Origin of the sequence: Methylomonas sp. EFPC3 (assembly GCF_029643245.1) — a bacterium.
Taxonomy (GTDB): domain Bacteria; phylum Pseudomonadota; class Gammaproteobacteria; order Methylococcales; family Methylomonadaceae; genus Methylomonas; species Methylomonas koyamae_B.
Genome location: NZ_CP116398.1, coordinates 340244 through 366109 on the forward strand (window position 1 = coordinate 340244; position 25866 = coordinate 366109).

Here is a 25866-nt window from a genome sequence, read left to right on the forward strand (position 1 = left end):
GGGATAGTGGGTATTTTCGATATTCGGGGATTGAGCGAAATAGACCGCAGTCTGCTGTCGCGCATGAACCAGTCCCAGTTCCATCGCGGCCCGGATGAGGGTGGGCTACACACCGAACCTGGATTGGGATTTGGTCATCGCCGCTTATCGATTATTGATTTGTCCAGTGGGCAGCAACCGATGCACAGCCAGGACGGAAACGTCGTATTGACGTACAACGGCGAAGTTTATAATTTTCCTGAACTACGTTTGGAACTCGAAGCTTTAGGCTACGGCTTTAGAACTCACTGTGACACCGAGGTCATTTTGTACGCCTGGCAGGCGTGGGGCGAGGCTTGTGTCGAACGCTTGCGCGGCATGTTTGCATTTGCGATTTGGGATAGACTGAAGCAAACCTTATTCCTGGCTCGTGACCGTCTTGGGGTTAAGCCCTTGTTCTATGCGGAGCTGTCAAACGGACAGTTTATTTTTGGTTCTGAACTCAAGGCATTGACGCAGCATCCGTTGTTGCCTAAGGACGTCGATGTCACGGCCATAGAGGACTATTTCGGATTTGGTTACATTCCCGATCCGAAGACCATCTACCGGGGGGTGTACAAGTTGGAGCCCGGTTATTGCTTGACCATCAAGCGGGGCGATGCGGGTTTTCGGCCGAAGCAATATTGGGATGTAACGTTCCAGCCTGTGGGTTCGGTTGACCCCGTCCAAGCCGGCGAGGAGCTAATTGCTCGTTTGCGGGAAGCGGTTAAAATTAGGATGGTTGCCGATGTGCCTTTAGGCGCATTTTTATCCGGCGGCGTTGATTCCAGCGGCGTGGTGGCGCTGATGGCAGGTTTGTCCGCTGATCCGGTGAACACCTGTTCGATTTCTTTCGGTGATCCTAAGTTTAACGAGTCTGAATTTGCCGCTAGAGTTGCCGAGCGTTACCACACCGCCCACCGCGTAGAGCAGGTCGATCCTGATGATTTCAGTTTGATCGATCAGCTTTCCGGCTTGTACGATGAACCTTACGCCGACAGTTCCGCGTTGCCCACGTATCGGGTGTGCGAATTGGCCAAGAAGCAGGTTACCGTGGCGCTTTCCGGTGATGGCGGCGACGAAAATCTGGCTGGATATCGCCGCTACCGCTGGCACACCTATGAAGAACGGGTCCGATCCGTATTACCGGACGCATTGCGCATGCCGTTGTTTTCCGCTCTCGGTAGGGCCTATCCGAAGTTGGATTGGGCGCCGAAAATACTTCGCGCAAAAACGACTTTGGAGGCGATCGGTCGAGATTCTATGGCCGGTTATTTTCATAGCGTTTCGGTGTTGTCGAATGCTATGCGTACCGAATTGTTCAGCGAAAGTTTGCGGCGTGATTTGCAAGGCTATCAGGCGGTTGAGGTGTTCCATCGTTACCGGGATCGGGCTCCGCAGGATTCGTTGTCGATGGTCCAGTATTTAGATCTGAAGACTTATTTGGCTGGTGATATTTTGACCAAAGTCGATCGGGCCAGTATGGCTCACGCATTGGAAGTGCGTGTGCCGTTGCTAGATCATAAACTGGTGGAGTGGATGGCGACTTTGCCGCCTGAATTAAAGTTAAAGGGTCGGGAAGGTAAATATGTTTTCAAGAAAGCTTTGGAGCCATATTTGCCGTACGATGTTCTCTATAGACCTAAAATGGGTTTTTCGGTGCCGCTATGCAGTTGGTTTAGAGGTCCTTTGAAACAGCGGGTGCAAGACGCTTTGTTGGGTAGTACGCTGGCGAACACAGGTTGGTTCGATCATAGTTATTTGCAGCATATCGTTAGTCAGCACCAATCAGGTTTGCGCGACTACAGTGCCGCAATTTGGTCTCTATTGATGTTCGAGGCCTTTGCGCGGAATAATCTGACCTGATAGTTAAGAAATATCCCTTGTACAACTGTGCAATAGACACCGGAAAAGTGTTTTGCTAAAGTGTGACGTAATTCAAAGTTAAATCCAGGGTGAGCAGAAATGAGCGATGCAAATAATACGTTGCCCGAACATGGCGAACAATCAACCGGCGGTGCGGCCGTAGACAAAACGCGGCGGACGTTCGCAAAGGCCGGTGTCGCTGTTCCGATAGTCATGACTTTAGCCAACCGTTCGGCATGGGGCGGAGGGAAACGGAGTTGTGGCACGATTTCCGGTTTTCAATCATACGCCAGCGCTGGGAATGTCGATCCCTCAGGCACAGGAACCTATGTGCCGCCGACTCCAAATCCGCCCAGTCATTACTGTGGAGCAGGCACGGCAACAAATTGGCCGACAAACACCACAATCAAGTGCAGACCATTCACCAAGACTCACGAAAGTGGGGCGCCTTTGGAAGGTGGCTATTGTTTGCGTGATAGATTGGTAAGCGACGGTTCGCCATCGACTTCTACAACGAATAAAGGTAAGTGGAGGGCCAGAGATACTTGGGACTCTACTGTTGGAACAAGTACTGCATCCCAATACAATACTGTGGGCCAGTTCAAGCATGCTGATGTCAAATCGTTAGAAAATGCTTCAACTTATATCACCTTGGAATACGCGCGAAGCAATGGAGTGCCGGACGACAGATCGTTGCACGATTGCATTCGAGATTTGAGTGCCGGAAGTTACACTCTGGACAACTGTTTCGCTTGGTTGTTTGTAAATGCCTGCCATGGCAAAAACTTTATAGGCACTACTCCGGCCGATGTCAGAAGATGTTACACAGATTATGACGAGGCGACGGTTATCGGTTTTTGCAAACACCTTATCGGTAATTGTTAGTATTTGGGGAAGTAATCCCGCCGTGCTAAATGGTGATACCGTGCTGTGGCGTAGTGTTGGAAATGTGATATGCCATGAGTATGATGACGCATTGCTTGTTTTCCATGAGCCCTCTGGCGAAACCCACCTTATGGCAGGTGTTTCAAAATCTTTCCTTGAATATTGCTGTTCGGGGGCTATATTTAGTCTAGACGATTTGCTTGAGTGGGCTGGTCAAACAAATGGCGATAAAACCGACGTGTGTCATTCGCGCGATTTGATGCTATCGACTCTCGCAGAAATTTCCAAAATTAACCTTATCGAAACAATTCGTTGCGAGTACGTGAGTTAAGTTTACCTGCTGTTCGCGAGGCGATATCCGGGAGCGGATTGATACTTCAAATCGGTTGTTTCGTATTTTCAATTAAGTCAAGAATTAAGTGTCTGGCGGAAGCTATATCTTCTCTTTATGGAGATTACGAATTAGCGGATGACTCCTTCATTGACTTTCATGTCGACTTAAATGTCGTAAACGATGTAAGCAGACTTTTTTTTCGCAAGAAGGCTGTTTTTCTATCGGACGGCTTTGCACCGTTTGACCCTCTGCCATATCAGCATGCCCCCGCTTTAATAGAGTGGGGTATGAACTGGTGTGTTTCCAGCCAAATCAATACATTTTTGATTATTCACGCCGCTGTGGTCGAGAAACATGGTTACGCAGTGGTAATGCCGGCGCCGCCGGGTTCGGGAAAAAGTACGTTGACGGCTAGTTTGGTACAAGAAGGGTGGCGCTTGCTGTCCGACGAATTAACCTTGGTGGATCTTCAGACCGGTTCCGCGACTCCTTTCCCACGTCCCATTAGTTTAAAGAATGAGTCTATCGATCTAATCCGATGCCGCTACCCCAAAGCGGTATTCGGCCCATTAAGCTCTGACACGGTCAAAGGTAGCGTTTGCCATGTGCAACCGCCTACTGCCAGCGTCGAAATGCAACACCAATCCAGTCCTATTGGTTGGGTGGTGTTCCCTAAATACCAGCAAGGAGTTGAGGCCGAGCTTCTAAACATTGGTAAAGCCGAGACCGTTATGGAACTGGCGGATAATTCGTTCAACTACAGCATATTGGCCACAACCGGGTTTAATGTTCTTACTGATATCGTTGACCAAGCCGATTGTTACCGTTTTCGATACAGTCGGCTTGACGATGCAATAGCGGCATTCGAGAACTTGGCCCACTCGAAAAAATGATCGAGTTTCCTCTTATCGTAAAAGTTCTTAACGGCGAGATGTCGGCGCCAGAGCTGACGTTGAAACAATGGGAACTATTGATTCGCCAAGCTCAAGCGTCAATGCTCGCGGGCGTCTTATGTTATCGGTTCGATCCTGACTCGATTCCGATTAGAGCGTTACGTCATTTGCAATCGGCGCGGGTTCATTCCGATAAGCAAGTCAACGATTTGTTGTGGGAAATTCATCATCTAAAGAAAGTGGCTGCTGAGTTGGGCTTGCCTTTAATCTTGCTTAAGGGTGCCGCCTATGCCGCTTCTGCCTGTCCGGCTGCTAGAGGCCGTTTTTTTTCGGATATCGACTTGTTGGTACCGAGACCGGTCATCGCCGATGCCGAGAAAAAGTTAATGGCCCATGGCTGGGTCAGTAGTTTGCATAATACGTACGATCAGTATTACTACCGGAAATGGATGCACGAAATACCGCCGTTGCGGCATGTATTTCGCGGCAGCGTTATCGATTTGCATCATAATATTCTGCCGCTTACATCCAAAGCCTGTCCTAATGCCAGTTTGCTTATCGAAGCAGCAGTCAATGTAGGCGACAATCCGCAAATTCGTGTGTTGCAAATGCCGGACATGGTAGTCCACAGCGCGGTACATTTGTTTTACGATGGCGAATTGGATCACGGATTGCGCGATTTGGTCGACCTGGACAGTTTGCTTAGAAACAGTTCTGAGGATATTGCTATGCTTGTGGTCGAGCGGGCTTTTGAGTTGGGGCTGCAGCGGAGTATTTTTTATGCTTTCCGGTATCTGAATATCATTCTGCAAACACCCATTTCTGCGGAAGTGCAGCAACGAAGCCAACAGGCGGCGCCGGGACGCTTCGGATTACAGATGATGGATTTCTTGTTTCTCAGGGCGCTCATGCCGGCGCACCCGAGTTGCGGCGATCAATGGACTGGGTTAGCCCGATGGCTGTTATATGTAAGGTCCCATTGGCTGAAAATGCCCTGGTATTTGCTGTTTCCGCATTTGTCTAGAAAAGCTTGGTTTAGGCTGATGGGTAAAGAAAAACATTAGTTTGTGATGCTCTCTGGGGGTCGCAGCTAATTGCAAAACAATAATAATTGACATGAAAATTCTGCATATATTGGACCATTCCATCCCATTGCACAGCGGATATACCTTCCGCACCCGGGCCATTTTGGAGCAGCAACGTAAATTGGGCTGGGACACTTATCACGTCACATCGGCCAAGCATCTGGGAAACACCGCAGCGTTCGAAGAGATAGACGGTTTGCAATTTTATCGCTCGGATCAGCCAACAGGCTGGCTGGCTGGGTTGCCGGTCTTAAACCAGTGGGCGATAGTCGAAACTCTGTATCGGCGTCTTACCGAAATAATTCCGCAAATAAAACCGGATGTTCTGCATGCGCATTCGCCAGCCTTAAACGGTCTGGCCGCACTCCGAGCCGCACATAAGTTCCGATTACCGTTAGTCTATGAGTGCAGAGCATTTTGGGAAGATGCAGCGGTGGATCACGGTACGACTCTGGAAGGTAGTTTGCGTTATCGGTTGACCAAGTACTTGGAAACCTTTGTGTTCAAACGGGCGGATGCTGTGACCACGATATGCGAAGGCCTGCGTGGCGATATCGTTCAACGCGGGATAGCGGCAGATAAAATCACCGTCATCCCGAATGCGGTCGATATAGAAAAGTTCAATTACGGCGAACAAGCCGACTCTGAGTTGTTAAAGCAATTGGGTTTGACCGGAAAAACCATTTTGGGCTTTATCGGCTCGTTTTACGCCTACGAGGGCCTGTTGTTATTGCTGGACGCCTTGCCTGCAATCGCCCGGCAACAACCGAATGTCCGCTTGCTGTTGGTCGGAGGTGGGCCGCAACAGCCGCAAATTGTCGAAAAAATTGCAAATCTCGGCTTGCAGGAATGGGTCGTCATGCCGGGGCGGGTACCGCACGATCAGGTGCAACAGTATTACAACTTAGTAGACTTGTTGGTTTACCCGAGAATGTCGATGCGATTGACCGATCTGGTGACGCCGCTCAAGCCATTGGAGGCTATGGCGCAAGGTCGGATATTGGTGGCATCGGATGTCGGCGGACACCATGAGTTGATCAAAGATCGCGAAACCGGCTACCTATTTGAGGCGGGCAATGCCGATGCCTTGGCTAATACCATATTGTCTGCGTTGCAGGATCAGGGACACTGGGATGCAATTCGGAGAGCGGGCCGAACTTACGTGGAACGAGAACGTAACTGGCAGCGAAGCGTCAGTCATTACCAAGCCGTTTACGATGGATTGCTAAGCCAACGCAATGTGTGAACGACAGCCACGGATCGTTGTTTTTAGTTCGTTATATCCCAGTCGAGTGCGGCCGAACGCCGGCGTATTTATTCGGGAACGCATGTCCAAAGTAGCCGGGCATTGCGCGTTGGTAGTGGTTTCGCCGGTGCCTTGGTTCCCTTTGCAAGGGTTGATTCGGAAACTCCATCCCGGATACAGGCCCCAACCCGATCTAGTAGAAGAACAAAACGGCATCACCGTATATTTTCCGCGTTTTCTGGCGTTGCCGGGAATAGGGCGGGCTCTGGACGGTTTTTTCATGGCAATTTGCAGCTTGCCGGTACTTCTAAAGCTCAAAAACAAGTCGGCGGTCAATTTGATTGACGCCCACTTCGCCTATCCGGACGGCTATGCAGCCTCCTGGCTCGGACTATGGTTGAAATTGCCGGTGACTATTACCTTGCGGGGTACAGAGTTACCGTTGTCTAAAATTCCTGCCCGGAGGAGGCGTATGTTAAGCGCCCTAGCTCGCGCGGCCAGAGTGTTTTCTGTATCGGAGTCTTTGAAAACCCATTTGGTCGGATTGGGTGCCGATACCAACAAAATTCGGGTGGTCGGCAACGGGGTGGATACCACAAAATTTTTTCCGATCGATAAAGCCCAAGCCAGAAAAGCATTAAATATTGCCGCCGACGCCCAGGTCTTGATTTCGGTCGGCGGTTTGGTGGATAGAAAGGGCTTTCATCGCGTCCTGGAGATATTGCCCGACTTAAAAAACAATCACTCCCGTTTGTTGTACCTCATTGTCGGCGGAGCAAGTCCGGAAGGCGATATTAAGGCCCGCTTGGTCGCCCAAGTCGAAGCCTTGGGTTTGACGGCCGATGTGCGTTTTCTGGGCGCCATGGCGTCCGATCGTTTGTATCAGGTATTGTCCGCTGCCGATGTATTTGTGTTGGCGACCGCGAACGAGGGCTGGGCCAACGTCTTTCTTGAGGCCATGGCTTGCGGTCTGCCGGTTGTCACGACCGATGTCGGCGGTAACAGGGAAGTGGTCTGCAGCAGTGACCTCGGAATCGTTGTCCGGTTTGGAGACCGGCAAGCGTTGCAGGATGCGGTCGATGCGGCATTGGCTGCGAATTGGAATCGGGAGGCGATTATCGAATATGCGCGACAAAATAGCTGGGACGGTCGCGTCGAAATATTATTGTCTGAATTCAATAACTTGGTGAACGTATGAGTTTTTATACCTCGTTGTGCTCTTCGCTGATATTTCCGCTTCACGAGGTCCTGAAAAAACACTCGACGGTCAGGGTTCGGCGCGATATGGAACGCAGCCAATGGTGGTCTCCGCAGCAAATTAGGCAGGCTCAGCTGAAAACGCTGCGTTTATTCTTGAGCGATGTGCAGGCCCATGTCCCGTATTACCGACAATTGTTTGCCGAGTTGGGTCTCGATGTCGCTCAGATAGAGTTATCCGAGTTATCCCGGTTGCCGCTGTTGACTAAAGCGGAAATACGGCAGCATTTGCCTGAAATGTCCGCGGATGACGCAGTGGGATTGGCGCGGTTTAATACTGGCGGCTCCAGTGGAGAGCCGTTGATTTTCTATATCGGCAGGCGCCGTGTCAGCCACGATGTCGCCGCCAAATGGCGCGCAACGCGCTGGTGGGGTGTGGATATTGGTGATCCTGAGGCTGTGATCTGGGGTTCGCCAATCGAGTTAGGCGCCCAAGATAAGATTCGTCTGTTACGGGACAAGTTGTTGCGGACGCATTTAATTCCCGCGTTCGAAATGTCCGCGGAAAAAGTCGATGGTTTTATCCGTCAGTTGCAGCAGATCAGGCCCAAAATGCTATTCGGTTACCCCTCGGCGTTGGCGCATATCGCCGGTCGCGCCGAACAAACCGGGGTGAGGTTGGATAATTTGGGCGTCAAAGTGGCCTTTGTTACTTCGGAGCGCCTGTACGATCATCAGCGGGAAAAAATCGAAAGCGTATTCGGCTGCCCGGTGGCAAACGGATACGGCGGCCGCGATGCCGGCTTCATCGCCCACCAATGTCCGCACGGCGGCATGCACATTACGGCGGAAGATATCATCGTCGAGATCGTGGACAAAGACGGAAAGCCACTGCCCAATGGAGAATTGGGGGAAATTGTCGTTACCCATCTGGCAACCCGCGACTTTCCTTTCATTCGTTATCGCACCGGCGACATGGGCATATTGTCCGAGAAGATGTGCGGATGTGGGCGCGGTTTGCCGTTGCTGGAAGAGCTCCAGGGACGCACGACCGACTTTGTAGTTGCGCTCGACGGGACTGTGTTACACGGTTTGGCCCTGATTTATGTACTTCGTGATCTGGAAGGTGTCGAGGCTTTTAAGATTACCCAAGAAAGTTTGGAAAAAACCACGGTACAAATTGTGAAATCCGCCAGCTATCGGGATGCAGCCGAGCAAAAAATCGTCGCGGAATTTAAAAAGCGTCTCGGCCAAGCGGTTACCGTCAACATTGAATACACCGATTACATTCCCAAAGAGCGTTCCGGCAAATTTCGGTATGTGATCAGCCATGTAAAACCCTAATTTTCAACGGCAGCTATGACAAAATTTGCGGGATGGATGGGGCCGGTTTCCGACACGGAATCGGCGGTTGCAACGCTGGCACAAACAGCGGGTGAGTTGCCGGTTGTTCAGTGCGCCGGCCGCGGTTATGCGGTAGCGACTGACTCGGCTAATTACAAGCAAGCGAGCGGGGTGTTGTTGGTGGCGCTGCAATCGGCATATCCCACCGATGCGTTGTCGAGTTTATTGGAGGCATATCTACAGCGCGGAATCGAGGCGCTACGGCGTCAGCCCGGCATCGTCAACTTGTTGCTTATTGATGAGCGGCAACAAACGACGTTTTTAATGACCGATCCGATTGGGATTAGCCACATTTATTACGCGAAGACCAACGACGCATTGGTGTTTGGTTCCAGCGCGGATTTTGTGGTGCGTCACCCGCAGGTGAGCAATGCCATTTCGCCCCAGTCGGTTTTCGACTACCTCTATTTCAACTATTGCCCCAGCCCAAACACCATTTATCGACAGGTCATGAAACTGGAAGGCGGGCAATGCCTCAGTTTTCATGGCGGTAAAGTCGCGATTGATCGGTATTGGCAGCCCGACTTTTTCGAAAACGACTGCGATTTACGCCAGTCCGGCCGTCAGTTGCAACAATATCTGGTCGAAGCTGTCCGCGATAGAGTGGCAGACGACGAAAATACCGGCGCATTCCTGAGTGGCGGGCTGGACAGCTCCAGCGTCGCCGGTGCACTAGCGCGAGTATTTCCCGGCAAGGCCAAGACTTTTTCCATGGGATTTCAAGTCGCCGGGTATGACGAAATCGAATACGCCAATATTGCGGTTGCTGCGTTTAAAACGCGTTCCCATACCTATTACGTTACGCCGGAAGATACGGTTGCTGCGGTTCCGGCAATTGCCGCCTACTACGACGAGCCGTTCGGTAACTCGTCTGCGCTTGCGGCCTACTACTGCGCAAAACTGGCAAAAGACAACGGCGTTAACCGGCTATTGGCCGGCGACGGCGGCGACGAAATCTTCGCCGGCAATGAACGCTATGCCAAGCAGATGTTGTTCGAAGGCTATCATCGCCTGCCGCAATTCTTAACCAGAGGAATGGAGTATGTGCTGGATGGTTTGCCGGACGCGATCGCCAGGCAAAAGATTCCATTTAAAGCCAAAAGATATATCGAACAAGCCAAGGCCGCGATGCCTGATCGTTTGCAGGATTACAATTTTTTACATCGCCACGCGGCGGCGGATATTTTTCAAGCGGATTTCCTAACCGAGGTCGATATCTCCGCGCCGATGCAATCCTTGCGCGAAAACTATTGGCGGCCGGCAAATGCCAGCACTCTGAATCGAATGTTGTACATGGATTGGAAATCCACTTTGCACGACAACGATCTGGTTAAGGTCAACCGGATGTGCGAAATGGCCGGTGTCGAAGTCTGTTATCCGCTGCTCGATCCACGCATCGTCGATTTATCCTGCCGCATTCCGTCGGCCGATAAGTTGCGCGGTCAAAAACTGCGCTGGTTTTATAAACAAGCGATGGCCGATTTTCTGCCGGAAGCCATCATCAATAAATCGAAACACGGCTTCGGCTTGCCGTTCGGTATTTGGTTGAAAGATCACGAGCCTTTGAAACAAATGGCTTACCAAGCCGTTCGCGATTTGGGGCGCAGGGATTTTTTTCGGCCGGAATTTCTGGAGCATGCGATCAAGATGCATCAAAGCGTTCACGCCGCGTACTATGGCGAATTAATTTGGGTGCTGATGATGTTGGAACTTTGGTTTGTCGGTAAAGGCTATTAATCCAGTTTAAATTGGAGTGGTTGACAAAAAATGTCAGTTTCAGCCAAAAACGGCTTGTCCGCGGAAGCTGACAAATTTAGAGATAGGCTGTGGGGCGGTTCAAAAGCTTGAATCGCGGTTGCAGATGGCGTTATCAGTCACTTGGCACGCAACTTGTATTGGTTAATCCGAGTTTTAACCCCGTTAACTTTGAAGGACGTTCTTATGAATAAACAATTACAAAAAGCACAACAAGGTTTTACCTTGATCGAATTAATGATCGTGGTCGCGATCATCGGTATTTTGGCTGCAATCGCGATTCCGGCGTATCAAGACTATACGGTTAAATCCAAAGTATCAGAAGGTCCAAGCCTCGCGTCTCCGGCTTTGACCGCGGGCGGTGTGGCATGTAGTGAACAGACTTTGACTACTAACTTAACCAACACATTCTTTGGATTGTTGCCAAAGGAACAAATCACCGGCAACTATGTGAAATCTGTGGAGATTACCGCTGGTTCAGCTTCGACAGCCAGAGTTACGATTGCCTATAAGACAATAGGTACTTCTGTACAAGCTGACCAAACTGTTATGTATCAAGGCTCTTGCACTCCAGGTAAAGGAATGACTTGGACCGTGGTCCCGACAGGTGGCTCTGGTAGTACAGTAGCTCAAAAATATTTGCCGAAGAGCTAAATAGACTGAGGCATTAATACAAAAGGGGCTTCGGCCCCTTTTGTTTTATAGGGGGCGATTTAAGAATGATTTTAGTAAATAGTTTGAAGCAATCGTCATGGCAGTATTTCCTACCAATCTTTGTGTTCTCGGTTGTTATATTGGTTATATATTACCCGGGACGGAATGGGACGTTTTTGGCGGATGACTATCCCAATATTATTGATAATAATGGTGTCTTAATTGAGGGGCTGGCTGCCGAAGACTTAGGGTCTGCATGGAGTGCCAATACCAGCGGACCGTTTAAAAGGCCAATAGCCAGTGTCAGTTTTGCATTAAATTATTATTTTGCCGGACAGAAATTTGACCCTGTCCCATTTAAATTAACCAATATTGCTATCCACGCAGTCAATAGCTTTTTGGTGTTTTTACTGAGTTGCCGGTTGCTTGGCGCGGCAGCGCCATCTTATCCCGTCCGGAAACTGGCATTTATTTCTGCCCTAATCTGGGCCTTACATCCACTGCAACTGACTTCAGTGCTGTATATCGTGCAGCGTATGAATAGCATGGCGACTCTGTTTATGTTGGCCGGGCTATTAGTGTTTTTGAAAGGTAGATTGCAAGTCGAAAAGCCGTCCGGGATTTTCCTGATGGTGCTTGGCTGCGCGCTAGGTACCGGCTTGGGCTGTTTATCCAAGGAAAATGCATTGTTGTTGCCGCTGTTGATTTTTGTCACCGAAGTCACTTTGTTGCCTAGCATTCCCGCCGCTTCCCGTTTCAAAGTTGGTATTTTCTATTGCACCACTGCAATTTTGCCCATGCTGCTTGCGGTGTTGTATTTGCTGACTCATCCCGACTACCTGCTCGGCGGATATTTAGCCCGGAATTTTACGCTGACAGAAAGATTAATGACTCAAGCCAGAGTATTGTTTTATTACTTGGGGCTACTGTTTTATCCGGACAACACCGAACTCAGTTTGGCGCATGATGATTTTCTGATAAGTAAGGGCTTATTTCGGCCAATCGCAACTCTGCCAGCCATTCTCGGTGTTTTCGGGCTAATCGGATTTGCAATTTATCATTCTTGGCGGGGTAATTTTCGGTTTTTGACTTTTGCCATTCTGTGGTTTTTTGTCGGACATGGTATGGAGTCCACCGTATTTCCGCTGGAATTGATTTACGAACATCGAAACTATTTGCCTAGCATTGGCGTAGTGATTTCGATGGTCGTTCTCTCATATCATTTTTTAGCCGGCCGTGTCGGCAAAGGCCTATTGAATTTACTCTACGCCGGCATCGTCGGCAGTTTGGCGCTGGCGACCTATACCCGCGCTGCGATTTGGTCGAATTTGGATAGTTTCAGTTATTTTGAAGTACGCAACCATCCCGGCTCGGTCAGGGCCAATAGCGCCTACGCAAACAATCTGGAGCTGAAGCGTGGCCCAAATCCGGAAACCTACCAGTATTACTTGAATGCTTCGAAATTGAACGAGTTCGAGGTTTCGACTCTGATAGAGATGTTCAGGGAGTTGAATAGGTTGGTTTATCTTCATGCTGCCGATAAAGCAGATACTGATGTGGAGTTGCCGGTCCATTATGACGATCCGTTGATACTCGACCGCGGATACATGGAAGCACTCAAGGCCTTGGTGCACCGGGAGATTTTACGTCGAGTGGCTTACCGTTCCCATCCGTTACGAACCATGGATTCAGTGCGCTCCGCGGCTACCTGTGTGGTCAACGGCGATTACGAATGCAAAACCATTGCCGGCAATGTCTTGGAGTGGGCCGATGCGGCTTTAGTACAGCCTAACTTCATCGACAAAGCCATGATGCATCTGATTAAAGCCAAGGTGTTTTTAACGCAGGGCTTATTTGAACAAACTCATGCCGAAATGGATAAAGCGATCGAATTAGAGCCGAATCGGATGTATTTGCATGCGGAAAAAGCCTACCTGTTCATTGCCTTGGAACAATACGATACAGCCGAACAGGTGATTCGGCACGCGGAATCTTTGGGAGTGGCAAACGGTTTTGACGCCAAAGAATTCCAAAAGTTGAGGGAGGCGATCGCTTACAAAAAAGCGATGGTACACAATTAGTGCTCGTGAATTATTCTTCTGCGGTCCCCGGCCGAATTCACTAAAATAAGCCTTTAGTGTTTTCCCGATTTGTGGCGTTACAAATCGGTTTTAGCGAATTACCACAATTTGCCCCGTGGCCTGGGATTATGCGGATACTCAACATCAACTTCAAAAACATCAATTCCCTGGAAGGCGAGGGTCGTATCGATTTCGACCAAGGTCCTATCGCCGACTGCGGCGTGTTTGCGATCACCGGACCGAACGGCTCGGGCAAAACCAGTATCCTCGATGTGATCACGCTGGGGCTGTACGGAGAGACTTTTCGCTTGGATAAGCCGGCGGAGCACGTGATGACCAAGCAGACCAACGACAGTGTGGCGCAAGTCGAATTTGCTCTCGGCGATGTTAAATTTCGTTCCAGCTGGCGCGTGGAACGTACAGGCGATAGCGTGTTACAGCCTCACATGGCCTTGGCCCGGTTAGACGGCGAACAGCAAGAGCTCTTGGCCGACACGCCGAACTCGGTCCGAACTCGGATTGCCGAGTTAACCGGTATGGATTTTCATAAGTTCAGCAAGTCCATGGTATTGCCGCAAGGCGATTTCGCCGCGTTTTTGAATGCGCTCGATAGCGAGCGTATGGATATTTTGGAAAAAATCAGCGGCTCCGATATTTACCGGGATTACCGGGAGCAAGCCGAATCCAATTACCAAGCCGCTCGTGCCGGTTTGGCTCAACTGCAGCAGGATATCGAATTGATCCCGCTATTGGCCCCCGAGGCTTTGGAAGCCGCCGAGCAGGATTTGCAGGATTTCAAGCAGCAGGCAGATGAATTGAAGGCGCAACAAGCGCTGCTTGAACAACAGATGCGTGACGCGAAAAACGTTCGGGTTCTGCAAAATCGGCAGATACAACTGGAAAGCCAACTACGTCAGATCGAAGATCAAATACAGCAATTGCAAACTGCGCTGCAGGAAATTGGTGGGTTGCAGGATGCCGCCCAGTATCGCGAAGAACTTATTGCATTGGATACAAAACAAGTTCAGCTCGAGCAAAGTCAAGCCAGTCTCGCAGCATATCGGCAGGAACTTGAGATGTTGCGGAGGCAGCTGGGGGCAGAGGCGGAAAGCAGCACGCCTGAGGAGTTAGCCGGTAAATCCTTGGAGACGCAAAAACAAGCGATCGACACGTTGAAATTGAAAATCAGCGAACTGAAGTTGCTGTTGCCCAGCGAGTCCGAGCTTGTCCAGGCAATAGAGCTGCAACTGGCTGAAAAGAGAGCTGCGTTGGCCGAAGTCGATACCTGGCTGCAAGAGCAAAGCCGCGATGCCGCATTGCTGAGCGATTTTCCGGACATTCCCCGGTTACGAAACCTGCGGGTGGAACTGGCGGAATTGTCCGGTAAACAGAAAAGCCAATCGAACTGGACCAAGACGACCACAGCGGCTTTGCAAAAGAACAAGTCGGCGCTAAACGCCACTAAAGCCGATATCTCTGAATTAGAAGCCAAGATTAGCGACGCCCGTGACGTGATGGCGGAGTTGGCGCAAGGTAAAAGTTTCGATGAGCTGAAAGACCTAGCGGTGGAGCAGCAGGGCAGAGTCAATGATTTTCGAGAATTGCTATCGATTGCCGAAGTCAACGCCAAATTCAACAAGAAGGGGTTTTTTCATTGGTTTTCGGCTGGTAGCAAACCTGCCGATTTACCTGATGCCGCTGGGCTGCAGGCACGGCTGGAAGAATTACGGGATGAACTAAGCCGGGAGGACAATATCGGCAAGGCTTTAGAGCAGGCGGTAGCCAACGAAGCCTTATTGAAACGATTTGCCGCGGAACGTAGCAAGCTGGTAGAGGGGCAGCCTTGTTATTTGTGCGGTTCGTTGCACCATCCTTACCTGATGAAGCCACCGCTACAGAGTAATGCCAAAAAGGCCTTGGTCGACCAGCGCGGAAAGATGCAAGTGCTAAAAACCACGATCGACACGTTGGCGGCGCAACTCACAGCAGCGGAAAAGCGGGGCGTGCAAATATCCGCCCGCGACCAGCGCTTGCAGCAAATGCGTTCGGATTGGCAGCTGCTGGTTAATCGATTGAATGTGGTTAGCCAGGATTTGACGATCGATAATGTTTCCTTGCAGAAGCGCTTGCTTGCCAACGAGACGGAGGAGCTGGAGAAAATCAAAAATTTGGTTAACGAACACGCCCAATTGCAGCGGAATGTGGCGAAATGGTTGGCGGAAATCGATAACAAAAAGTCTGCTCTGGAAAAACTTGCCGCATCTGTCAGTCAGTTGGATGAGGCCTGGAATAATCGGCCGTCCGAGTTTGTGGAGGTGGAGCAGCGTTTTGCCGGTCTTAAAGCCGAAGAGAAAGCGTTAACTGAGCAGTTGGAACAGCAACTCGAAAAATTGGGCGAGAAATTGCCCGGTAAAGGTAAGGAAAACCTGTTGTTCGACAAGTTAAATGCCCGTCGCCAGGATTACCAGATTAGAGAAATGCGGCAAAAAGGCTTGATAGAGGAGGTGTCCGCGCTACAGGAAAAATTGCGGGGAACTCAGGCGAACATCATCGACTACCAAAACACACTCTCGGATTATGCGAGCCGATTACTAAACGAGGAATCCGTGGGCTTGCATTTGGCCTTAGTCGAAAAGCAAAAGCTGATCGTCGACTGCGAAAGCGCATTGTCGGCTCAGCAAATCGAATTCGAAGCCATGTCCCGTTTGGTTGCTGGTAAGTTGGCGGGTAGTGACTTCGCCGATATCGACGATTTGCGGGCGGCATTGATGCTTATCGATAGCCGCCAGCAAATCGAAGCGGCGCTGGCGGACCAAGCCGGCCTAAGAGTGTCAATTGTGGAAGCCTTGGCTAAAACGGGCGAAGAGTTGCAACGGGAAGCTGCGGTATTGACGATGATGGCGAATACTGACGAAGAAAGCATATTGTATTCGTTGAAGCAGTTGACTCGGCAGCTCGAAATCGCTGAGCAGGAAGTCCATAGTTTGGAAAACAAGCTAGACAAACAACAGGGCTACCGGGAGAAACTTCAAGGGTTGCAGGGGCGGCTAAGCGAGCAATTGGCGTTGTACAGTCAAGCGGAAGCGGATCTGAAACTGATCTCCGATGAACAGGGGGGCTGCGCAAGCGGATTCAACAGCTGTTGGTCGATAAGTTGATGTCCAAGGCCAATCAAATTTTAGAGAAACTCAGTGGTCGTTATTACGTGCGCAGCGCCGTAAACGATCACGGTTTGGCCCTGGAGATCGAGGATACCAAACAGAGGAATCTGCGCCGATTGCCGAAAACCTTATCCGGGGGTGAAAGTTTTGTGGTGAGTTTGGCTTTGGCTTTGGCGTTAGCGGAAATTGCTAATAATGGACGGGCGATCGACTCGTTATTTTTAGACGAGGGTTTCGGCAATCTGGATGCCGAGGCTCTGTATCTGGCGATGAGTGCGCTGGAAGGGTTAACGACTCAAGGTAAGACCGTCGGCGTGATTTCCCATGTCGATGCCGTTAAAAAACGCATTAAAACTCAAATAGAGTTGGTGAAAAAAGCCAACGGCTTGAGCGAATTGAAGATGGTTGCCTAGCAGAAGCGGCGGCCTTGGGCTTATTCCAAAGGCCGCTATGCCGAATCGAACTACCGGCTGGGACGAAAGGCTTTGCCGTAGGTGGTTTCGGCGTCGAAATTGTCCCAGACGTAAAGCGGATAGACTATCGGTTGGGTTGGAACTGGTGCCGAGACCAGATCCAGCACGCCGACTCCGATACGACCGCCCATATTCAGCAGACCTTTTAATGTGCCGCCGACAAAGCCGTAAATCACGTTGCTTTGATTATTGATAATGATGATGTTTTTGGGGATTTCCAAGGACGAAGTCGCGATGTTGGCGAGACCGGTACTCAGTTTGCGGCCGACGGTCTGGCCGTAACTTTCCGATTCGTCGGCTTGTACCGTTAAGCTAAAGCACGCGGTGGCTGATAACAGCAATACTGCTGCGTTGCGAGTAACTTGATTCATGGCGTGTCCTGTAAAAATCCCATTTTGCATCGCGGCCGGAGTTTCGGCTTATAGGTCTTCCGCGTCTCGGCCGAAAGTATAGCAGAGCTTGATTGGATTACTTTTTCAAGGCTTTTGCAAATGCCGAACTCATTGAATTCTGTAGTGCGGGTTGCGGCTTAGGCTTGTGGTTGTTTGGGGTGGCCTTTTCGCTACGCACGAAGTCGCTGCTGTCGACGTCTTTTTTCATGCTCAACGAGATACGCTGGCGGGCGACGTCCACCTCCAGTACCCGTACCTTTACCGTATCGCCGGCTTTGACGACACTGCGCGGATCCTTGACGAACTCGTCAGCCAAATGGGAAATGTGTACCAGCCCGTCCTGATGGACGCCAATGTCGACAAACGCGCCGAAAGCCGCGACATTGGTGACCACGCCCTCCAGGCTCATGCCGGGTAAGAGGTCGGTGATTTTTTCCACGCCCTCTTTGAATTGGGCGCTTTTGAATTCCGGGCGCGGGTCGCGGCCGGGTTTTTCCAGCTCCTGCAAAATGTCGCTGACTGTCGGTAGGCCGAATTCGGCGCTAGTGTAGTTTGCCGGATTCAGGCTGCGCAGAAAGTGGCTCTGGCCGATCAGGTCGCGGATCGATTTACCCGTGTCGTCTAAAATTGCATTGACTACAGGGTAGGCTTCCGGATGTACCGCCGACGCGTCTAATGGATTATCGCCGGTCATGATGCGTAAAAAACCGGCCGCCTGCTCGAAAGCTTTGTCACCCAGGCGCGGCACCTTTTTTAATTGGCCACGATTCGCGAACGGACCGTTAGCGTCGCGAAACGCAACGATGTTCTCGCTAATGCCGCTGTTTAGTCCGGAGACTTGTTTTAACAGTGCGGCGGACGCAGTATTTACGTCAACGCCGACGGCGTTTACGCAGTCTTCAACCACGGTATCAAGCATACGGGCCAGTTGCGATTGGTTGACGTCGTGCTGATATTGACCGACGCCGATGGATTTGGGGTCGATTTTAACCAGTTCCGCCAACGGATCTTGTAACCGGCGCGCAATTGATACTGCGCCGCGTAGCGAGACGTCGAGGTCAGGAAACTCCTTGGCTGCCAGTTCCGATGCGGAATATACCGACGCGCCGGCTTCGGAGACGACAATTTTCTGGAAATGCAATTCCGGGTGGCGTTTCATTAAGTCGGCGACCAGTTGATCGGTTTCTCGCGAAGCGGTCCCGTTGCCGATGCTAACCAGTTGTACCTTATATTGCGTTATGTGCCTGGCTAGCGTTGCTATTGATTGATCCCACTGGTTTTTGGGTTGATGGGGGTAAACGGTGTCCGTGGTCAGCAATTTACCTGTCGGGTCGACGACGGCAACTTTTACTCCGGTGCGAATACCCGGGTCTAACCCCATGGTTGTTTTTGGGCCGGCCGGCGCCGCCAGCAACAAATCGCGTAGGTTGGCGGCAAAGACTTTTATGGCCTCAAACTCAGCCGCTTCCCGCAGGCGCATTTTCAAATCCATGTCGATGCGGGTAAATAGTTTGACTTTCCATGCGAAGCGGGCGGTTTCGGCCAGCCAGGCATCGGCAGGTTTTTGGGTGTCATTGACTTGTAGGTGGCGGCAAACGAACTGGGTGCAAAGCTGGTGCTCGTCTTGATCTTGTTCGGCTGGTTTCAGCGTCAGCGTCAATAGATCTTCGTTTCTGCCGCGGAACAAAGCCAAGGCTCTGTGGGATGGGATTTTGTTGATCGCTTCACTGTAGTCGAAATAATCTTTAAACTTGGCCGCCTCAGTTTCTTTTCCCGATACCACGCTTGCCTGCAAGATGCCTTTATTCCAGATGCGTTCGCGTAGTTCGGTTAGCAATTCCGCATCTTCGGAGATGCGTTCCATGATGATTTGCCGTGCACCCTCCAAGGCCGCTGAAACGTCCGCGACGCCTTTTTCCGGATCAAGGTAGGCGGCGGCGGCTTGCTCCGGAATCAAATCGCGGTTTTGCAGCAGGGCGTCAGCCAATGGTTCCAGGCCTGCCTCGCGGGCAATTTGTGCTTTAGTGCGGCGTTTGGGTTTGTAAGGCAGGTACAAGTCTTCCAGCAGCGTTTTGGTGTCGGCATCGCGGATCGACTGTTCCAGTTCCGGCGTCAGTTTGCCTTGGGATCGGATGCTGTCGAGAATCGACTCGCGGCGATCGTTGAGTTCACGCAGATATCCCAAGCGATCTTCCAAGTTCCGCAATTGAGTATCGTCCAAGCCGCCGGTCAATTCTTTACGGTAGCGGGCGATGAAGGGTACGGTGGCTCCCTCGTCCAATAAGGCAGCGGCGGCGGCAACTTGTTGGGGTCTTACGGAAAGTTCTGTCGCGATTTGTTGGATGACATCCATCAGTGTTTTGCTCGGAGTAAGTAAAACCGCCGATTTTATCGTACCGGTAGCGGATGAAAAAGCAGGGAAGGATGGAAAAACAGCAGGCACAAAAAAACGCCAGCTGCAGAGCAACTGGCGTTTTGAAGACTAAAGCAAACTAATTATTTTGCTTGGCTCAGGACGTCATTGTTGAAATCTTTGTGCTTAGACAGCACTTGAGCTTCGGCAGCAGAACTGGTGTCGCCGCTGTATTTCAAGTGTTTGGTTTCGTCTTGTTTCAACATAACGACGCCAGCAATAGCAATCGCAGTAACAACAGCAACTACGGTAAAGGTATTGTCTTTTTCTTGTTCAGCCATTTTCTAATCCTCATCTTGTTGTTGTAATAATTAGCCCTATACAGGGGCAACTCGAGTTGTATGTCGAATTTAGTATTATTGTTAGTCGACGGGGCATTTTTTACACTTAAATTTGTTTTGTGTCAAAACAATATTTTTTCGTTGCGAAATTTTGTGCTGTATCAGTGCTGTAGCGGACTGTCCCGACGGTTTTGATCGGGGGCGTTCACGTGACGCTGGCGGAGGCGCCGGCGATTGGTCGGTTCGAAGTTCGGACGTCGAACTGGCCGCAAAGCCGTCAACACGGTTGTTTCGGTATCTCTTAAACGGAAACGCGTGTTAGCATTCGTAAGATGAGACAGCGAAACCGCATCGGGCTTCGCCTTCACTTTTTATCATGAGGATACAACAATGGTTAAACACGTACATTTGCTGTTCGTAGTTCTGGTTGCGGTCAGCTTTGTCGCAAGGGTGCTGGCAGCGCAACTCAAGCCTGAGTTATTGCAGCGCCCGGTGTTGAAGATCGCGCCGCACGCATTAGCGAGCTTGTTGTTGCTTAGCGGTATTGTTTTGGTGTTTCAAGGTGGCTGGTTGCACGGCAATTTTGGTTGGATTGTGGCCAAGTTGTTGGCATTGCCGATTTTTATCGGCTTGGGCATGCTTGCGATTCGTCGGGAAGGTCAGCAGCGGTGGTTGGCGTTTTTCGGTGCAATTCTGGTGTTCTTGTACATTGGCGGGGTGGCGATCGGTAAAGATGCCGTTTTCATTTTATAAAGTTATTTGATATCAATGGCTTGATAGTCTTTATTTGATGGGGAAAATATGGCTTGACAAGCTAAAAATATTGTTAACTAACGAAAAAGGCTTGTCATGCTGGGGCTCTTGAGTTAGTCTCTGAACCTCCTGTCAATTCTTAACGAAAGGAGGGTAGGATGCGAAAAGCGAGATGGATAGCTTTTTTAACGCTATCAACTGGCCTGGCGTCTGTTAGCTCTGTTAGTTATGCGAAAACAGAGAAACACGGTTTGCTTTCCATTGAACAAAGTGGCATTGCGTCGTACTACAGCGACAAATTGCATGGTCAGCGGACAGCGAACGGTGAGGTTTACGATAAAAATGCAATGACTGCGGCTCATGCCTCCTTGCCTTTCGGCTCGGTGGTGCGAGTTGTAAACTTATCCAATAACCGTAGTGTTCAGCTACGTATCAACAGCCGCGCTAGTCGCAGTAACAAGCGATTGTTAGATGTATCTAAGCAAGCGGCAAGAGAGCTCGGTTTTGTAGAGGCCGGCTTGGCCAAAGTGAAACTTGAGGTGGTACGCTTCGGCGACGCCTAAGGCTTGAATCGCCGACTATCCGCCCTATGTTGTCGTCCCGGATAGTCGGTCGGTTTTTTGTTACCGATCAGGGATTTGAAGTTGGAATGGCTTTAAAGCCGATATCGTCCCGATAATATACGTTTTTCCAATCGATTTGGCGGGTCAAGATATAAGCTTTGCGTTGAGCCTCGGCAATGTCGGCCCCCAAAGCGCAGGCGCATAACACTCTGCCGCCGGCCGTAACCACCTGTCTGTCGTCCATTAACTTGGTTCCAGCATGAAACACTTTTGTATCTTCGGTGCTATCGGTCGGTAAGCCGTTGATAGCATCCCCTTTTGTATAGGTGTCCGGATACCCGCCGGCAGCCAATACGACGCCTAAAGCCGCTCGTTGGTCCCACTCGGTATCGATTTTGTCCAGCGTTTTCTGCAATGCTGCCTGGCACAACTCCACAAGATCGCTTTTCAATCGCATCATGATCGGTTGTGTTTCCGGATCGCCAAACCGGCAGTTGTATTCCAGAACTTTTACCGTGCCGTTTTTGCCGATCATCAAGCCCGCGTAAAGGAAGCCGGTATATTCATTCCCGTCTGCGCGCATGCCGCGTAATGTAGGCATGATGATGTCATTCATGACCCGCTGATGGATTTCGGGAGTCACCACCGGAGCCGGGGAATAAGCGCCCATGCCGCCCGTATTCGGTCCGAGGTCGCCATTGTCGCGCGCTTTATGGTCTTGCGACGTCGCCATTGCTAGTGCGTGCTCGCCGTCCGCGATGACAATGAAGCTGGCCTCCTCGCCTGCTAAGAACTCCTCGATCACAACCCGATGCCCGGCTTCGCCGAAACTGTTACCGGATAGCATGTCCTGCACGGCCTCGATAGCTTGTTCCTCGGTTTGAGCAACGATGACGCCTTTTCCGGCCGCCAAGCCGTCGGCTTTGACGACGATAGGGGCGCCCTGGCTGCGGATGTAGGCGATAGCCTGTTCGGTGTCGGTAAAGGTTTGGTAGGCTGCAGTCGGTATACCGTGGCGGGCCATAAAATCCTTGCAAAACGATTTCGACCCTTCCAGCTGTGCTGCTTGGGCGGAAGGGCCGAAACAGGCAAGCCCTGCGGCCTGGAATTGGTCGACGATACCGAGTACCAATGGGACCTCTGGGCCGACGATTGTCAAGTCGATGCCGCGAGCCTGGGCGAAATTCAGCAATCCCGGAATGTCGTCGGCTTGAATGTCGACGTTGTCGATACCGGGTTCCAGCGCGGTGCCGGCATTGCCGGGAGCTACGAACACATGGGGGGCTTTGGGAGATTGTTTGGCTTTCCAGGCCAGGGCGTGTTCGCGCCCGCCGCTACCGACGATCAGGATTTTCATAGGACTTACCGGAAATGAGTTGGGAAAACAGGGCCGGAGTCGCCGGCCCAAATTGGTATGAATCAGAGAGGCTGAAGCTTATCAATGCCGAAAATGGCGCATGCCGGTCAATACCATCGCAATATTGTGCTCGTCCGCCGCGGCGATTACTTCGGCGTCGCGCATCGAGCCACCGGGGTGTATCACAGCTGTAATCCCGGCCGCCGCCGCGGCGTCAATCCCGTCTCGGAACGGAAAAAACGCGTCGGAAGCCATCACCGAACCGGCGACTTCCAGTCCTTCGTCTGCGGCTTTGATGCCGGCGATCTTGGCGGAATAGACCCGGCTCATTTGGCCGGCGCCTACGCCGATGGTTCGGCCGTGTTTGCCGTAAACGATGGCATTGGATTTGACAAATTTGGCGACTTTCCAGACGAACAACAAGTCGGCCAACTCTTGTTCGGTCGGCGCGCGCTTACTGACGATTTTTAAGTCCGCGGCAGTGATGTTGCCGGTATCTCTGTCTTGAACCAGCAGGCCGCCGCCGACCCGTTTGAAATCGAATTGGCCATCATCAATTTCACTCCAATATCCGCACTCCAAAACGCGGATATTGGGCTTCTTGGCCAGAGCCGCCCTGGCGTCGGCAGCAATTGCCGGGGCGATAATCACTTCCACGAACTGGCGGCCGATTAGTTCCGCAGCGGTGGATGGGTCCAGTTCGCGATTGAAGGCGATGATGCCGCCGAACGCGGAGGTGGGGTCGGTTGCATAGGCGAGGTTATAGGCCTCGAAAATATCTTTACCAATCGCAACGCCGCAGGGATTGGCGTGTTTAACAATCACGCAGGCCGGCTGGTCGGAAAAGGCTTTAACGCATTCTAACGCCGCATCGGCGTCGGCAATGTTGTTGTAGGACAGTTCCTTACCTTGTAACTGTCTGGCGGCGGCGATGCTGCCGGCAGAAGGTGTTTTTTCCCGGTAAAAAGCGGCGTTTTGATGCGGGTTTTCACCGTAGCGCATGGTTTGCAAGCGCTGAAATTGCAGGTTGAGCGTATCCGGAAAGCCGCTGTCGATGATGTTTCCTAAATAAACCGAGATCGCCGTGTCGTAGCGTGCAGTATGTTCAAAGCTTTTCAGCGCCAGTTTGAAGCGGCGTTCGTGACTTAAGGTGACGTTACCGGTTTGCAGTTCTTCGAGAATGGTCGAGTAATCGGCCGGGTCAACCACAACTGCGACATCCTCGTGATTCTTGGCCGCGGCGCGGATCATGGTCGGGCCGCCAATGTCGATATTTTCAATTGCAGTATTCAGATCGCAATCGGGTTTGGCAACGGTTTGTTCGAACGGATAAAGATTCACGATCACCATGTCGATCGGCTGGATGCCGTTTTCTGTCATAACGGTGTCGTCAATTCCACGTCGGCCCAATATGCCACCGTGTACTTTGGGGTGAAGCGTTTTGACACGGCCGTCCATCATCTCCGGAAAGCCTGTGTAGTCCGAGACTTCCCGGACGGCAATGTTGTGCTCGGCCAACAATTTCGCAGTGCCGCCGGTGGATAGTAATTCGACTCCCAGGCCGTTCAGGCCGCGGCAAAATTCCAAGATGCCGGTTTTGTCGGAGACGCTGACCAACGCACGGGTCACTTTTTTGTTCATGCAAACCTCAAAAAAGGGGGGGGAAGAAAATGTTAACTAATGCCGTAATGTTCCAGCTTTTTTCGCAGGGTGCTGCGGCTAAGGCCTAAGATGACCGCTGCTTTGCTTTGGTTGAAATCGCAGTATTTCAGAGTGGTTTCCAACAGCGGTTTCTCGACTTCCGCCAAAACCAGATTGTAGAGGCCGGAGGAGTCGTGACCGTTAAGGTGCTTGAAGTACTCTTCAACGCAATCTCGGACATGGTCTGAAAGGGTGCGGTCGCAGCCGTTATCTTTGGAAGGGGGTGGTGTTACCATCTAGGCCGCTCTTGATGAAATTAAATTAAAAGATGCGTCGACCAGTTTAAGTTGCAGCTTGGTGTCCTGAGCCTGGTTGATCGCCGCTTTTTGAGCGGCCGGCAAAGTGCCGAGACGATCGAAATACCAGCCAATGTGCTTGCGAGCGATTCTAACACCACTGTCTTCGCCGTAGAAACTGTATAAATTCTCCAAGTGTCGAACTATGAGGGTTTTGATTTCGGTCAAACTAGGCGGTATCGCGGATGTACCCTGCAGGCTTGCCGTGATTTCATGGAAAATCCAGGGGCGGCCTTGGGCAGCGCGGCCGATCATGATGGCGTCGGCTCCGGTGTAATCCAGGACTTGTTTGGCTTTCGCTGCGCTATCAATGTCGCCGTTGGCGATGATTGGAATTTTGCTTACTTGTTTTACGCTTTTGATAGTGTCGTATTCGGCATGGCCTTCGAATTTACAGGCTCTGCTGCGGCCGTGTATGGTTAGAGCTTGAATGCCGGTTTGCTCGGCGATTCGGGCAATCCGCAATGCATTGCGATTCTGCGGATCCCAGCCGGTTCGAATTTTCAAAGTGACCGGAATCTCAACTGCGGCGACCACTGCGTCCAGAATTCGGGCCACCAGATCTTCGTCTCTGAGTAGCGCCGAACCGGCGGCGGTCGAGCAGACTTTTTTGGCGGGGCAGCCCATGTTGATATCGATGATTTGCGCACCGCGTTGCTGGTTGAGCCTCGCGGCGGCGGCCATCTGCGCAGGATCGGCGCCTAAAATTTGCACAGAGCGTAAGCCGGCTTCCCCAGCACGGTCGGCTTTTTTTAAGGTCCGGGGATGATTTTGCAGGGTGTTGTTCGAAATCAACATCTCCGATACGACCAGACCGGCACCGAACTCGCTGCACAGTTGCCGGAAAGGTTTATCGGTTATGCCCGCCATCGGGGCTAACAGGACATTGTTGGGGAGTTGATAAGGGCCGATCTTCATGGAGCGCCGGGCTAGCCGAAAAGGCAGAAAATGATACCCTAAAATCGGTAGGATGGAGAAGCCGGGATTGCCGGGGCGCTAATTGCGAGTGGTTGCCCGAGTCTGCCGCTGGAGGGTAGTCTGGGGAATTCGAATTTTGT

Annotated in this window: 22 protein-coding genes; 15 read left to right on the forward strand and 7 right to left on the reverse strand. The window is 51.2% G+C overall.

The window, feature by feature from the left end:
- Positions 1-30 precede the first annotated feature (30 nt).
- The 12 genes from PL263_RS01550 to PL263_RS01605 all read left to right on the forward strand — a co-directional run bounded on the left by PL263_RS01550 (position 31) and on the right by PL263_RS01605 (position 16992).
- The gene (locus PL263_RS01550) at positions 31-1884 is read left to right on the forward strand and encodes an XrtA/PEP-CTERM system amidotransferase (RefSeq protein ID WP_278211360.1); all 1854 of its coding nucleotides are present in this window, start codon (positions 31-33) and stop codon (positions 1882-1884) included.
- A 99-nt stretch (positions 1885-1983) separates the two neighbouring features.
- A complete protein-coding gene (locus PL263_RS01555) occupies positions 1984-2769 on the forward strand; it encodes a hypothetical protein (RefSeq protein ID WP_278211361.1) in 786 nt (261 codons plus the stop codon).
- A 369-nt stretch (positions 2770-3138) separates the two neighbouring features.
- Positions 3139-3996, forward strand: a complete 858-nt coding sequence (locus PL263_RS01560) for an HprK-related kinase A (RefSeq protein WP_278211362.1) — start codon at positions 3139-3141, stop codon at positions 3994-3996.
- Positions 3993-5060: a nucleotidyltransferase family protein gene (locus PL263_RS01565; protein ID WP_278211363.1), complete on the forward strand. Its 1068-nt coding sequence runs from the start codon at positions 3993-3995 to the stop codon at positions 5058-5060. Before PL263_RS01560 ends, PL263_RS01565 begins: the two co-directional genes overlap by 4 nt.
- Positions 5061-5112: 52 nt before the next feature.
- The gene (locus PL263_RS01570; RefSeq protein ID WP_278211364.1) at positions 5113-6327 is read left to right on the forward strand and encodes a TIGR04063 family PEP-CTERM/XrtA system glycosyltransferase; all 1215 of its coding nucleotides are present in this window, start codon (positions 5113-5115) and stop codon (positions 6325-6327) included.
- Between the two features lie 82 nt (positions 6328-6409).
- Positions 6410-7525: a glycosyltransferase gene (locus tag PL263_RS01575; protein WP_278211365.1), complete on the forward strand. Its 1116-nt coding sequence runs from the start codon at positions 6410-6412 to the stop codon at positions 7523-7525.
- Positions 7522-8868 carry an AMP-binding protein gene (locus tag PL263_RS01580; RefSeq protein WP_278211366.1) on the forward strand — a complete coding sequence of 449 codons (1347 nt, stop codon included), beginning with the start codon at positions 7522-7524 and terminating at the stop codon, positions 8866-8868. The genes PL263_RS01575 and PL263_RS01580 overlap by 4 nt, the downstream gene beginning before the upstream one ends.
- Before the next feature lie 15 nt (positions 8869-8883).
- Complete coding sequence (locus PL263_RS01585) at positions 8884-10665, forward strand: asparagine synthase C-terminal domain-containing protein (protein WP_278211367.1); 1782 nt, start codon at positions 8884-8886, stop codon at positions 10663-10665.
- A gap of 204 nt (positions 10666-10869) precedes the next feature.
- Entirely contained in the window at positions 10870-11337 is a 468-nt protein-coding gene (locus tag PL263_RS01590; protein WP_278211368.1) for a prepilin-type N-terminal cleavage/methylation domain-containing protein, read from the forward strand.
- 176 nt (positions 11338-11513) lie between these two features.
- Positions 11514-13418, forward strand: a complete 1905-nt coding sequence (locus PL263_RS01595; RefSeq protein WP_278211369.1) for a hypothetical protein — start codon at positions 11514-11516, stop codon at positions 13416-13418.
- Between the two features lie 128 nt (positions 13419-13546).
- Positions 13547-16576 (forward strand): AAA family ATPase, encoded by a 3030-nt coding sequence (locus tag PL263_RS01600; RefSeq protein ID WP_278211370.1) that lies wholly within the window; start codon positions 13547-13549, stop codon positions 16574-16576.
- Positions 16576-16992: an SbcC/MukB-like Walker B domain-containing protein gene (locus PL263_RS01605; RefSeq protein ID WP_278211371.1), complete on the forward strand. Its 417-nt coding sequence runs from the start codon at positions 16576-16578 to the stop codon at positions 16990-16992. The genes PL263_RS01600 and PL263_RS01605 overlap by 1 nt, the downstream gene beginning before the upstream one ends.
- Positions 16993-17042: 50 nt before the next feature.
- Here PL263_RS01605 and PL263_RS01610 read toward each other — a convergent pair whose 3' ends face one another.
- Positions 17043-17423, reverse strand: coding sequence for an exosortase system-associated protein, TIGR04073 family (locus PL263_RS01610; RefSeq protein ID WP_140910615.1), 381 nt, complete (start codon positions 17421-17423; stop codon positions 17043-17045).
- 97 nt (positions 17424-17520) lie between these two features.
- The gene (locus PL263_RS01615; RefSeq protein ID WP_278211372.1) at positions 17521-19797 is read right to left on the reverse strand and encodes a Tex family protein; all 2277 of its coding nucleotides are present in this window, start codon (positions 19795-19797) and stop codon (positions 17521-17523) included.
- Between PL263_RS01615 and PL263_RS01620 the strand changes: the two genes are divergently transcribed.
- Positions 19787-19930 (forward strand): hypothetical protein, encoded by a 144-nt coding sequence (locus PL263_RS01620; RefSeq protein ID WP_278211373.1) that lies wholly within the window; start codon positions 19787-19789, stop codon positions 19928-19930. The genes PL263_RS01615 and PL263_RS01620 overlap by 11 nt on opposite strands.
- 10 nt (positions 19931-19940) lie before the next feature.
- On the opposite strand, the gene PL263_RS01625 is transcribed toward PL263_RS01620, so the two are convergent.
- A complete protein-coding gene (locus tag PL263_RS01625; RefSeq protein WP_140910617.1) occupies positions 19941-20138 on the reverse strand; it encodes a hypothetical protein in 198 nt (65 codons plus the stop codon).
- A gap of 390 nt (positions 20139-20528) precedes the next feature.
- Here PL263_RS01625 and PL263_RS01630 point away from each other — a divergent pair, with 390 nt between their 5' ends.
- Both PL263_RS01630 and PL263_RS01635 read left to right on the forward strand, forming a co-directional pair.
- Positions 20529-20891: a SirB2 family protein gene (locus PL263_RS01630; RefSeq protein ID WP_278211374.1), complete on the forward strand. Its 363-nt coding sequence runs from the start codon at positions 20529-20531 to the stop codon at positions 20889-20891.
- 158 nt (positions 20892-21049) lie between these two features.
- Entirely contained in the window at positions 21050-21454 is a 405-nt protein-coding gene (locus tag PL263_RS01635; protein ID WP_140910619.1) for a septal ring lytic transglycosylase RlpA family protein, read from the forward strand.
- Between the two features lie 67 nt (positions 21455-21521).
- On the opposite strand, the gene purD is transcribed toward PL263_RS01635, so the two are convergent.
- From purD to dusB, 4 genes are all read right to left on the reverse strand, one after another.
- Complete coding sequence (gene purD / locus PL263_RS01640) at positions 21522-22811, reverse strand: phosphoribosylamine--glycine ligase (protein ID WP_278211375.1); 1290 nt, start codon at positions 22809-22811, stop codon at positions 21522-21524.
- A gap of 81 nt (positions 22812-22892) precedes the next feature.
- The gene (gene purH / locus PL263_RS01645) at positions 22893-24452 is read right to left on the reverse strand and encodes a bifunctional phosphoribosylaminoimidazolecarboxamide formyltransferase/IMP cyclohydrolase (protein ID WP_278211377.1); all 1560 of its coding nucleotides are present in this window, start codon (positions 24450-24452) and stop codon (positions 22893-22895) included.
- Positions 24453-24484: 32 nt separating this feature from the next.
- On the reverse strand, positions 24485-24748 hold the full coding sequence (locus PL263_RS01650; protein ID WP_140910622.1) for a helix-turn-helix domain-containing protein: 264 nt from the start codon (positions 24746-24748) through the stop codon (positions 24485-24487).
- Entirely contained in the window at positions 24749-25726 is a 978-nt protein-coding gene (gene dusB, locus PL263_RS01655) for a tRNA dihydrouridine synthase DusB (RefSeq protein ID WP_278211378.1), read from the reverse strand.
- Between the last annotated feature and the right edge of the window lie 140 nt (positions 25727-25866).